The sequence below is a fragment of the Curtobacterium flaccumfaciens genome (assembly GCF_018598405.1).
Taxonomy (GTDB): Bacteria; Actinomycetota; Actinomycetes; order Actinomycetales; family Microbacteriaceae; genus Curtobacterium; species Curtobacterium aurantiacum.
The window spans coordinates 52,292-62,739 of record NZ_JAHEWS010000024.1; the positions used below are offsets into that span (position 1 = coordinate 52,292).

At 64.3% G+C, this 10,448-nt stretch carries 12 protein-coding genes and 1 pseudogene; 7 read left to right on the plus strand and 6 right to left on the minus strand.

Annotation, left to right across the window (positions count from 1 at the left end; all coding sequences use genetic code 11):
* Positions 1-39: 39 nt before the first annotated feature.
* Positions 40-585, plus strand: a pseudogene (locus KK097_RS18860) (expansin EXLX1 family cellulose-binding protein); the annotation flags it as partial.
* Positions 586-1,512: 927 nt separating this feature from the next.
* The gene (locus tag KK097_RS14325) at positions 1,513-1,773 is read left to right on the plus strand and encodes a hypothetical protein (RefSeq protein ID WP_214530735.1); all 261 of its coding nucleotides are present in this window, start codon (positions 1,513-1,515) and stop codon (positions 1,771-1,773) included.
* Between the two features lie 401 nt (positions 1,774-2,174).
* On the opposite strand, the gene KK097_RS14330 is transcribed toward KK097_RS14325, so the two are convergent.
* From KK097_RS14330 to KK097_RS14350, 5 genes are all read right to left on the minus strand, one after another.
* Positions 2,175-2,387: an alpha/beta fold hydrolase gene (locus KK097_RS14330; RefSeq protein WP_128781658.1), complete on the minus strand. Its 213-nt coding sequence runs from the start codon at positions 2,385-2,387 to the stop codon at positions 2,175-2,177.
* Between the two features lie 8 nt (positions 2,388-2,395).
* The gene (locus KK097_RS14335) at positions 2,396-2,914 is read right to left on the minus strand and encodes an alpha/beta fold hydrolase (RefSeq protein ID WP_164941291.1); all 519 of its coding nucleotides are present in this window, start codon (positions 2,912-2,914) and stop codon (positions 2,396-2,398) included.
* Positions 2,915-3,138: 224 nt separating this feature from the next.
* Positions 3,139-3,333, minus strand: a complete 195-nt coding sequence (locus KK097_RS14340) for a hypothetical protein (protein ID WP_128781656.1) — start codon at positions 3,331-3,333, stop codon at positions 3,139-3,141.
* Between the two features lie 122 nt (positions 3,334-3,455).
* Complete coding sequence (locus KK097_RS14345; protein WP_128781655.1) at positions 3,456-3,701, minus strand: hypothetical protein; 246 nt, start codon at positions 3,699-3,701, stop codon at positions 3,456-3,458.
* Between the two features lie 93 nt (positions 3,702-3,794).
* Positions 3,795-4,685, minus strand: a complete 891-nt coding sequence (locus KK097_RS14350; protein WP_128781654.1) for a helix-turn-helix transcriptional regulator — start codon at positions 4,683-4,685, stop codon at positions 3,795-3,797.
* 154 nt (positions 4,686-4,839) lie between these two features.
* Here KK097_RS14350 and KK097_RS14355 point away from each other — a divergent pair, with 154 nt between their 5' ends.
* From KK097_RS14355 to KK097_RS14370, 4 genes are all read left to right on the plus strand, one after another.
* Entirely contained in the window at positions 4,840-5,670 is an 831-nt protein-coding gene (locus KK097_RS14355; protein ID WP_128781653.1) for an oxidoreductase, read from the plus strand.
* Between the two features lie 117 nt (positions 5,671-5,787).
* The gene (locus KK097_RS14360; RefSeq protein WP_214545249.1) at positions 5,788-6,588 is read left to right on the plus strand and encodes an SDR family NAD(P)-dependent oxidoreductase; all 801 of its coding nucleotides are present in this window, start codon (positions 5,788-5,790) and stop codon (positions 6,586-6,588) included.
* A 3-nt stretch (positions 6,589-6,591) separates the two neighbouring features.
* The gene (locus KK097_RS14365) at positions 6,592-7,491 is read left to right on the plus strand and encodes an NAD-dependent epimerase/dehydratase family protein (RefSeq protein ID WP_128781651.1); all 900 of its coding nucleotides are present in this window, start codon (positions 6,592-6,594) and stop codon (positions 7,489-7,491) included.
* A gap of 153 nt (positions 7,492-7,644) precedes the next feature.
* A complete protein-coding gene (locus tag KK097_RS14370) occupies positions 7,645-8,052 on the plus strand; it encodes a hypothetical protein (protein ID WP_128781650.1) in 408 nt (135 codons plus the stop codon).
* Between the two features lie 29 nt (positions 8,053-8,081).
* On the opposite strand, the gene KK097_RS14375 is transcribed toward KK097_RS14370, so the two are convergent.
* Positions 8,082-8,735, minus strand: a complete 654-nt coding sequence (locus KK097_RS14375; RefSeq protein WP_128781649.1) for a GAF domain-containing protein — start codon at positions 8,733-8,735, stop codon at positions 8,082-8,084.
* A 179-nt stretch (positions 8,736-8,914) separates the two neighbouring features.
* Between KK097_RS14375 and KK097_RS14380 the strand changes: the two genes are divergently transcribed.
* Positions 8,915-9,769, plus strand: coding sequence for a GAF domain-containing protein (locus tag KK097_RS14380; RefSeq protein ID WP_181243044.1), 855 nt, complete (start codon positions 8,915-8,917; stop codon positions 9,767-9,769).
* The last annotated feature ends 679 nt before the right edge of the window (positions 9,770-10,448 follow it).

A 10,448-nucleotide genomic window follows, 5' to 3' on the forward strand; every position in this document is an offset into this window, starting at 1 on the left:
TGCGACTCATTACGACCTGGTCAACATGTCGCCAACGGGAATTGCTCTTTTCCCGAGGTTCCTGCAGGCGATCTATACGTCGCTGTGAGCCCGTCGGAGTACAAGCATGGAGCGGCTTGTGGTGAGTACCTCGAAGTCCGAGGTGCACGAGGGAAGGTCCGAGTTATCGTCGTGGACCAGTGTCCTGGCTGCGAGCCGGGACACATCGATCTCAGTTCCAAGGCCTTTCGACGGATCGATAATTATAACGCGGGCCTCGTGAAGGTCTCCTACCACGTTGTGCGAAATCCCGATGTTCCGAGTCTGACAGTGCGAGTTAAAGAGGGCTCCTCTGCATCGTGGATGGCACTCCAAATCCTCAACAACGGTAACGAACTGAGCAGTGTGCAACTCGTGCGATCCACGCACCTGCAACCCCTGGTCAGAACTGCGTACGGATATTGGCTCGCTCCTCAGGGAGCAGGAACCGGCCCATTCATTGTTGTCGTGAGAGATCGGCTGGCGCATCGGGCAGTCGTGCGTGGCATTCGGCTCGAGCCGGGCAAATTGCAGCACACTTCCGTGCACCTTTACCAGCAGAAGTAGCCAGCATGTTCTCACGCCTCGGTCCATATGTACGTTCTTAGCAATGCGGCTCTCTTGAGCTGACCAGATCTCTTTCAAACCGCGAGAAACATCCCGGCCATTGGGGCCGAAAAAAAGGAGTTACCTGTGTATCAGGCAATCAACCGATTCAAACTGTTTCTGCCGGTTCTTGCCCTTGCGCTTGTTTTGCTTACAACTGTCGGCACTGGAACTGGGTCGGCCTCGGCAGCGACTCGAGATTACGACTTGCGCGGAAGCATGAGTACGGCCGTGCCAATGGTATTCCAGACCTATTGGGGGAACAATCCACACCCCGTCAAGTCCATCCTGATTAGGGAACCGGGTGGCAATGTTGGCCGTTGCTACAACTTCGATGCGTTCTCCGTTCCCGGTACGGGGGGTCAGTGGAAGGTGGTGCCCGTGACCAATTCGATCCTTCCTGACACGGACTATAATGTGTACAGCTTCTCAAAGTTGAATTGCCCCGACGGCAATTTCTATATTGGTTCGAGGGGCATCATCAATAGTAACACGTCGAGCCATTGGACAGTTTACGCTGGGCGTCCGCCGGCTCCTTATGCTCTGAAGTGACGGCACATTGGGTTAGATTGTCATCTCCGTGCAGTTCTGGCGTTCGTCAGTCAGAAATGGGGGATGCGGGGTGGAAGACGCGCAGAGTGTGGCCTACTTCATCGAATTGGATTGTTTCCGCTTGAGAGCGAAGCGTCAAAAAGGTAGGGCGCAGAAAGTAATAGATTGGGAGATATTATGCTTGGCACACGATCAATCAGACATCGCCTCGTTGCGTTGGCCGTGGTCTCTGCTGCTGCGGTCACTGGAGCTTGCGGTTTTGCGAACGGGGCGGCCCTGGCTGCTCCGTCACCGTCCGTGATCACGAAGCCCTCAGTCGTACTCACCTTCCGACCGGTGGGTGATTCCCCTAGGGAGATCAAGGCAATCAAAATCAAGCAGGTACGTGGTTCTTTCGAGCGCTGCGTAGCCGTTGACGCTCCAGATCGCGCTGTCAGCGTGAAGCTGATTGCCAATATTACCTATGAGGTCACAAGTTATGCTGAACCAGGGTGCTATCTCGGTTTCCAGTACGCCGGTGGTCAGGGGTATGTGAACAGCTCTACAGCAACTCGATGGGCTGTGTTCAATGGCATGGCTCCTCGTCCTGATCGCTGATTTATCTAATACGTCGCTCTGGGCATGGTGTACCCGGAGTGGGGTATTCTGAGGTACGTGAAACGCGCCGAGCAACCAATATTTGCATCCTGTGCAGGACGAGCCTACTAGGTTGTCCGGACGCAGGCGCCGGCATGACGTTCTAGGTTCCGTTGCAAACTCGGTCGACTCACGTGGGTGTTGTCTGGCGAGCATGCTAAGGCGCGGTCTGAATGGGCCACCGATGAGTTGCGGAGCTCGGCCGCGACAAGATGGTGCCGTATCGGCGTGAACGAGAACAGCCGGCCACCTCCATGGTGGCCGGCTGTTCTGCGTTTGTGGGGTTGGCCTTCGTGCGTGGCTACGCATCGCCTATCGAGACGGTCTAAGACGCGCAACAACGCCTCGTGACGTAGGAAGCGTCAGGGCGTGGCCGCCACGGACTTCACGAGGGTGGTGATGGCGGCGGCGACCTCCGCAGGTCGCTCCTCGGGGACGTAGTGCCCGGTGTCGGTGAGGACGATCGAGGTCGCATGAGCGGTGCGGTCCCTCAGGCCCTCGGCGAGCTTTGAGGAGCCGGACCGTGCGCCCTTGATCGTCAGCACCGGCACCGGCACCGGCACCGGCACCGGCATCGGCGTCGTCAGCGCCGTGTTGACACGCTCGTTCGTGGGGCGGCCCGGTAGTACTCGAGCATCCCGACCAGCATCGCTTCGGGGAGCTCTGGGACGCGCTGGAAGAGGAAGTGCCAGCCGCCGTGACCGTCGTCGTCGTCCAGGTTGAGGTTGATCCCTGCGATGTTGCCGTCGACGAGTGCGAGTGCGCGGAGCCGATCGGGGCTGCGATAGCCGAGCGCGAAGCCGACCCAGGCGCCGACGTCGAGACCGACGAACGTGACCTCGGCGAGCCCGAGCGCGTCGAGAAGCCCGGCGATGGGGCCGGCCACATCCCACGGTGCGTAGCCCACCGGGGACGGACCGGAGTCACCCTGCCCGGGCAGGTCGATCGCGAGGACCGAGTGGTGCCGGGCGAGCAGGGGGATGACGTGCCGCCAGGCCCACCAGCTCTGCGGGAATCCGGCAGCGAGCACCACCACGGGGCCGGCGCCAGCCGTGACGACGTGCCACCGGACTCCGCTCGCGTCGACGAGATGATGCTCCACACCAGGAATGGTTCTGCCGACGGCGGGGCCTCCAGTCGAGAAGGTCATGCACGACCCTGGACTGCGCCGCAGAGGCGTGCACACGTCGCTGGCATCGCCGGGCTTCTCCTGACCGACTGCGATGCGTTCAGAAGTGAGTGATCGAAGCGAACGCCCGTGGCCGATTGGGGGCCGATGGGGCCGGTAGAGGATCGGCTATCGCGACGTAGTTGAGGTCGCCTGGTTCAGCGGAGGATGAGTGCTGCGACGGTCAGGCCGAGGCCGAGGCCGAGGCCGAGGCCGAGTGCGATGGCGATGGCGATGGCGATGGCGCCCAGGGTGCCAAGGCCTGCCCATTCCCACCAGGTCGTCCGCCGGGCTCCGCGCGGTGGCCGTTGCCGGCGTCGGATGCTCCGACGACGGGATCGTGCCGCTGTCATCGTCGGCACGGTACCCGGGCTGTTTGTGGAGCATCCTGGAGGGAGCAGCAGGGTGGTTCCCGCTGTCAGCGGGGCGGGCTGCCACCTGATCGGAGCAGCTCGCCCCGGGCCTCACTGATCGGTCAGGCGCGAGCGAAGGCATGTTCGAGCACGACGTGCCAGTCCGGGTCGGACACGACTCCGGTTGAGGTGTCAGTGCTGAACACGCCGTTTTCGTAGCGCAGCGAGGGGTGACCGACGGTGACGGAGCTGAAGTGCTCGGTGACGGTCCAGCTGCGGTGCGCTGTGGTGCTTGGCACGTAGTCGATGTGGAGCTCATGGCGGTTGACGGTGGTTGTCAGCGGCAGTTTCGGGATGCGCGGCGTCATGACCCAATAGACACCGGAACGACTCCGAGGGGTACGGATTGTCCGCCTGATCTTGTCAATGGATGCAAGTGGACTCGTTCGGTAGGCGATCGGCTACCGAGACAGTCGCGTGAAGGTCGTCGGCTCAGTGGGTCGTGGCTCTGCGCGCGGCTTGGTCTTGGTTGCCCACCATGAGGCAAGCAGGTGCAGTGATTCTTCTGCGGCTGCGTCCGCGGGACTGTTGACGAACATCGTCTGTCCTTCGGGGCCGGGAACCACGAAGGCTTCCCAGTCGATGAGGATCTCCCCGACGGCCGGGTGCAGGAACAGCTTGCGGCCCGATGTGCGCCCAAGTGGGTTGGGGATGCTCCACCACGTTCGAAACTCCGGGCTCTTGGTTGCAAGCTCTCCGAGGAAGGCAGCCATGGCTTGGTCGTTGGGGTAGGAGCTTGCCTCGAGCTGGAGCACTCCGACCATCTCTGATGCGACGACGGCCCAGTCGGCGTAGAGCTTTCTGGCATCCGGGTCGAGAAGGATCCAGCGCAGCAGATTCCGGTCGTCGGGTTCCCTACTCGGGAAGTCCGTCAGGAGCGCCCAAGCCAGGTCGTTTCCGGTGAGGACCTCGGTTCGGGGGCCCACGACGAACGCTGCCTGGCGGTCGAAGGAACGCAACATCTTCACGATCCCAGGCCGCACCGGAGCCTCGGCGGGGCCTCCCGTGATCCCGGCCGCGGGCCGGGCGAGGTTCACGAGGTAGTCGTGTTCGGCGTCGTCGAGGAGCAGGATCTTCGCGATCGCCGCCAACACCGACTCCGAAGGCGTCACCTGCCTGCCCTGCTCGAGGCGGATGTACCAATCGACGCTGACTCCTGCCAGGAAGGCAATTTCCTCGCGGCGCAGCCCGGGAACGCGTCGAGGACCCGTGGCGGAGAGACCGACCTGTGCCGGGGTGACGGCGGCCCGCTTGCCCGTCAGGAACTCGCTGAGCGCTTCGTTCTTCGCCATGTGCTCATTGTTCCCGAGACACACTCTCGGCGGCACGGAGGTGGGTGGGCCTCCATGTCCTACGACACCGCGGCCCTGACACACCTTCCCCGCCCCCGGTGTCCTGGATGGGCGCCGGAGATCTTCCGGCCCCGATCGAGAGGACACCTGTTTCATGGCTACCTGGCTCATCACTGGCGCTTCGCGCGGATTCGGCCGCGAGGTCGCACTCGAGGCCCTGCGGCGGGGCGACACCGTCGTCGCCACCGCACGGAACACGGACGCACTCTCCGACATCATCGACGCGGGCGGAGACAACGTCATCCCGATGAAGCTCGACGTCGCTGACGCCGGCCAGATCCGCTCCGTCACGGCGGAAGCGGAGCAGCGCACCGGTGGCATCGACGTCCTGTTCAACAACGCCGGCATCGGCTACTTCGCCGCTTTCGAGGAAGGCGAGGAGGCCGAAGAGCGTCGCCTGATGGAGATCAACGTGTTCGGTCTCGCTGCAGTCACGAAGGCGCTCCTGCCCGGCATGCGCGCACGCCGCAGTGGCACCATCATCAACGTCTCCTCGGTCGGAGGCCTTCGCTCGTTCCCCGCGCTGTCCTGGTACAACGCGTCCAAGTTCGCCGTCGAGGGCCTCTCGGAAGCCATTGCGCAGGAGGTCGCTCCGCTCGGCATCCGTGTGGTGCTGGTCGAGCCCGGACCTTTCGCGACCGACTGGGCTGGCAACTCTGCTGCCGAGACCAAGCCCGACCGGGAGATCTCCGACTACGCCAGCACCGCCGGCGCGAATCGTCAGGGGTCTCGCCGGGGTGCCGGCCAGGAGCCCGGCGACCCCGCGAAGGCCGCCGTCGCGATCGTGGACGTCGCCCAAGACGACAATCCGCCGCAGCGTCTGCCTCTCGGGAACATCGCCTACGACGGCATCCTCGAGAAGTTCGACATGGTTCGTGACGACATCGCCGCCCGCGAGCACGTCAGCCGCAGCGCCGACCGATGACCTACCCGACACCAGAGCGACATTTCACGGCACGGACCACTCGTTCCATGCATCCGTTCGGCCCCCGAATGACGACCGAACGGACGCGCACCACGATCACGTCGGAAGGCAGATCCCATGACTGACACCCGTCCCCTCGCCCTCGTCACGGGCGGCTCATCCGGTATCGGCTTCGAGCTCGCGAAGCAGTTCGCCACCGGCGGCTACGACGTCGCCCTCACCGGTTCCAGCGACCGCGTCTTCACTGCCGCGGAAACCTTGGAAGCCCTTGGCGTCAACGCCTATCCGCATCAGGCCGACGCCAGCACCTTCGACGGCGTCGAAGGCTTCTGGACCTTCGTCCGAGACCTCGGCCGCCCCGTCGACGCGGCAGCGCTCAACGTCGGGATCGGCCTCGGCGGCGCGTTCGTCGACAACACCCTCGAGGACGAGTTCCGCGTTTTGGACATCAACATTAAGGGCACCGTCCACCTCGCCAAGCGCGTCGTGCAGCACATGGTCCCCAACGGTCACGGCCGCATCCTCATCGTCTCCTCGATCTCCGCCACCACCCCCACCCCGTTCGAGACCGTGTACGGCCCCTCGAAGGCGTTCGGGTTCTCCTTCGCCGAGTCGCTCCGCGAAGAGCTGAAGGACACCGGTGTCAGCGTCACCGCGCTCCTGCCAGGAGCCACCGACAGCGACTTCCACGCCCACGCAGGGATGAACAACACCAAGCTCGGCCCTGACTTCAAGAAGAACGACAAGACCGAAGTCGCCCGGCAGGGTTACGAAGCCCTCCTCGCCGGGGATGACCACGTCGTCGGCGGCGACGACGACACCAAGCAGATCGTCATCAGCAACCGCACCATCCCCGAGCCGGAGAAAGCCGCCAAGCAGGCCGAGCTGACCCGCCCCCTCGAGTCCCAGGAGGGCTGATCCATGAGCACCACGAAGAAGCGCGTCGCCGTCACCGGCATCAACGGCAAAGTCGGCCAACACGTCGTCGACCAGCTCCTCAAGGACGGGCACGAGGTCTTCGGGATCGACCAGACCCCCGCCACCCGCACCGACATCATCTCGATCGTCGCCGACCTCACCGACTACGGCCAGACCTTCGATGCTCTCGGCTCTGTCGGCTGGGACGTCCTCGGCGACACCGTCGACAACGCCTTCGACGTCGTCGTCCACCTCGCAGCCGTCCCTCACCCCCGCCTCTACAGCAACGCGAAGACGTTCGAGAACAACGTCATCGCCGGCTACAACGTCTTCGAGGCGGCCCACCGCCACGGCCTGAAAGACATCGTCCTTGCATCCAGCGAGACCGTCCTCGGCGTCCCGTTCCCCGCCAACCTCGACTACCTCCCACTGGACGACGACTCCGCCCGCCATGGCCGCAACGCCTACGGTCTGTCGAAGCTGTTCATGGAGCACCTCGCTGAGGAGTACACCAACAACGACCCCGAGCTGCGTGTCACAGGGCTCCGCCTGTCCTACGTGCAGAACGTCGACGAGTACGACGAGTACCCCTCCTTCGCCGACAACCTCGACACCCGTGCGTGGGACATCTGGTCCTACATCGACGGCCGCGACGTCGGAACCGCCACCGAGAAGGCCCTGCACCAGACCGAGCGCGGCTTCCACCCGTACCTGATCGTCGCCGACGACACCGTCATGCCCATCCCCACCGCCAAGATCATCGCAGAGCGGTACCCGAACGCCTCCGTCAACGGCACGCTGGCCGAGTTCGGATCGTTGCTCTCGAACGCCGCAGCGAAGCGCGACCTCGGCTGGGCACCCGAGCACACCTGGCGTGACCACGTCGAGCCCAACGGCCGCTGACCTCCAACGTGCCAAGTGCGGCCACACCCGCTCTGCGGGTGTGGCCGCACTGTCATCCCCGGAAGTGCTGTACAGAGGTCAGGAGGCTGTCTCGGTAGACGATCGGCTATCGAGACAGCAGCCGGCCGGGGGTAGCTATGCGATCCTCACTGCATGGCGGATTACATTTGGGGCGATGCTGAGGTCACATACCCCGACTGGCAGGGCTCGGTGCAGATCGACGAACGCATGACCGGCGCGTCGCTGCACGAGCTTGTTGGACTTGATGCAGACGAGTGGATGATCGTTGGCATTGACGTCGGCGGGGGAGAGGGCGAGCACGAGCTGCGCGTCCTGGCGATCGACGCAAGTCTCGCTCCCGAAGGCGGGATCATCTACCCGCGCATCGCGGAACAGCACGGCGGAGAGCTCCCTGTCACGAGCTTCCTCATTCACGATGTGGATCCGTACGAGGTTCTGAAAGCAATGTCACACGTCTTGGATCTCCGCGTCCGAGTGCGCAGCTTGATTGCAACACCGATCCGTGTCACTGCCTACAAGGATGTGCCTGAGCAGAACTAGTCAGTGGGACGGTTCCAAGACGAACGCCGTCAGCGTTGACCAAGGGCGGCGTCTAGGAGCCGAGCATTGCCGCGTCGGTAGGCCAAGGCCCCCTTCGCTTGCTCGACGAGTACTCGTGCCTGGATTGCGTCGTCGATTTGTTCCTCGAAGGTGCGCAACCGGCCGGCATCGCGTTGCCGCACGAGCGCGGCGGATGCCGCGTCGGCGAGCAGCTGGATCAGAACCACGTCGCGGTCGTCGTGTCCGTCGGTGTGGTCGGCGAACAGACACATCGAACCGATGGTCCCATCGCGCAGGCGGATCGGCTCGGCTAATGTCCCGCGAAGCCCTCTCTCGTGCATCGTCTCAGCGAACGTCGGCCACACGGTCTCGTGGGTGGTGACGTCGGGCACGTCGATCGTCTTCCCTGTCCGGAAGCAGTCCAGGCAGGAGCCCTCGTTCGTGCCGAGCTGCGCCTCTTCCGCGTCGCTCGTGCGTTCGCTCGTCGAAGCGATGACGTGCAGGGTCCCGGACGCATCGGCCAGGACGATCCCCGCTTCCGTTGCTGAGGTGAGCTCCACGCACGCCGTGATCACGCGGTCCATGGCGTCGAGGACCTCGAGGTCGGGGTTCAGAACACTGCTCAGGCCTTTGGAGAGGCGCTCGAAACGGTCCTCACCTCGATGTGCCTCTGACCTGGTCATGGTCGGACTGTACTGTGGGACAGTTCGCGAACCTGCCAGCCGTAACGCGTATGCGGATCGGGGATGAACGGCGCGTGGGCGAGTGTGCGCGACGTAGCGTCAGGGCATCGCTCGCGTTGCGTGGCGTGTTGCTGGACGTTTCCGTCCGGCCCCGGTGAGTTGGCGTCAGAGAGCACGTCATGAATGCACCACGATCTACCCTTGTCCCCGCAGCTGCGTCCCTGCCCGGGGCGGAGCTTGCAACCCGGTTCCTCACCCTGGTTCCGGGTGATGGCGCCTCCGTCGCGTCGTACGGTGACCTCGCCGGCAACGAAACCATCTCGGCCACCGACAGCCGCGCATGCCACATCGACCAGCTTCAGTTCAGTCTCGGCGAAGGCCCCTGCTGGGACGCGCTCCACAACAACCGTCCAGTTCTCGAGCCGGACGTCCGTGACCACCCGACGGACAGGTGGCCCCTGTTTCTCCCGGCCGCGAATGACGCGGGGGTCGGAGCATTGTTCGCCGTGCCCCTCCGGTTCGGACCGTTCCTCCTTGGCGCCGTCGACGTGTACGCACAACGCTCGCTGCAAGTGCACCCGGTGCAGGCAGAAGCCGCCAGGGTCCTCGCCGGCACCATCAGCCGATGGCTGCTACAACGCGTCATTACCCGCCACAACGACCGCTCCCGACACCGGTTCCACCAACGAGCTACCCATCAAGCGGCCGGCGTCGTGCTCGCCCAGCTCGCGCTCGCACCCGCCGACGCCTATCTCTTGATCGAGGCACACGCCACCACCCGGGGCGAGGACATCGCGGATACCGCGAACCTCATCCTCACCGGTCAGCTTCTCATCACCCCCGACAGTGCCCTCGCCCCTTTCCTGCCCTGTTGCTGTGCCGACGTGTGGCCGCTCGCCGCTCTCGTGCTCCTGCGCTCTGGGCGTCCCTGTTGCCCCGTCGTCGCGCGTGCTGTGTGGCCGCTCCCGGACTTCGTGACTTCGGCACTTCGTGACTCTGTGAGTCCGGCACTTCGTGGGTTCGGGTGTCTGTAACTCTGTAACATTGAAAGGTCGGAAGTCTGTAAGTCCGTAAGGCTGTAAGTCTGTAAGTCTGGAAGTGTGGAAGTTCCGTTAGGTGGGGACTTGTTGTGGGTTGGTGGATGTGGTTTGGTGGGGTGTGTTCGGTCCTCGATCACAGCCCCGCACGGCCGCACAGCAGGCCGGTGCCGCAGCCCCAACGCGGTGGGGTGGTGCTGGGGGAGGTGCGGGGCTTGTTCGGCCGTCTCTGGGGCGTGTGTGGCGGCTCCCGCCGCCTGCCGGGACCGCCGTCGATCGCGACCCGACCTACCCGCTGTGCCACCCCGGTTCGTCCTGGCAGGCCCTGTACCCAGACACCCCCACACCGACACCCGCCCTGAACAGCCCCCACACGCCCACCAGAGCGCCGAACAGGGCCACACCGGTACCCGCACCTATCCCACCGGGCACAGCCACCCACACAGCCCCGCACTGCACCGTCACCCACCCCACCGACGCACCCACCCCACCGACCGTGGATCGCGCCAGCGAGACACCACCACGAGCATCCCGACACCGATCCGCTCGACCCAGACACCGACACCCCAGGAACGCCATGGGGCACTGCCAACGCACCGCAGAGGGGCCGCGCCAGCGGCCCCTCTGCGGTGCGTTGGCAGTGCCCCATGGCGTTCCTGGGGTGTCGGTGTCTGGG

What these genes read in the sequence shown, in the direction of transcription:
- KK097_RS14370 (WP_128781650.1), top strand. Translation starts at nt 7,645, where the DNA reads ATGGCGGATTACATTTGGGGCGATGCTGAGGTCACATACCCCGACTGG.
- KK097_RS14345 (WP_128781655.1), bottom strand. Translation starts at nt 3,701, where the DNA reads ATGACGCCGCGCATCCCGAAACTGCCGCTGACAACCACCGTCAACCGC.
- KK097_RS14340 (WP_128781656.1), bottom strand. Translation starts at nt 3,333, where the DNA reads ATGACAGCGGCACGATCCCGTCGTCGGAGCATCCGACGCCGGCAACGG.
- KK097_RS14365 (WP_128781651.1), top strand. Translation starts at nt 6,592, where the DNA reads ATGAGCACCACGAAGAAGCGCGTCGCCGTCACCGGCATCAACGGCAAA.
- KK097_RS14375 (WP_128781649.1), bottom strand. Translation starts at nt 8,735, where the DNA reads ATGACCAGGTCAGAGGCACATCGAGGTGAGGACCGTTTCGAGCGCCTC.
- KK097_RS14330 (WP_128781658.1), bottom strand. Translation starts at nt 2,387, where the DNA reads ATGCCGGTGCCGGTGCCGGTGCCGGTGCCGGTGCTGACGATCAAGGGC.
- KK097_RS14380 (WP_181243044.1), top strand. Translation starts at nt 8,915, where the DNA reads ATGAATGCACCACGATCTACCCTTGTCCCCGCAGCTGCGTCCCTGCCC.
- KK097_RS14350 (WP_128781654.1), bottom strand. Translation starts at nt 4,685, where the DNA reads ATGGCGAAGAACGAAGCGCTCAGCGAGTTCCTGACGGGCAAGCGGGCC.
- KK097_RS14360 (WP_214545249.1), top strand. Translation starts at nt 5,788, where the DNA reads ATGACTGACACCCGTCCCCTCGCCCTCGTCACGGGCGGCTCATCCGGT.
- KK097_RS14355 (WP_128781653.1), top strand. Translation starts at nt 4,840, where the DNA reads ATGGCTACCTGGCTCATCACTGGCGCTTCGCGCGGATTCGGCCGCGAG.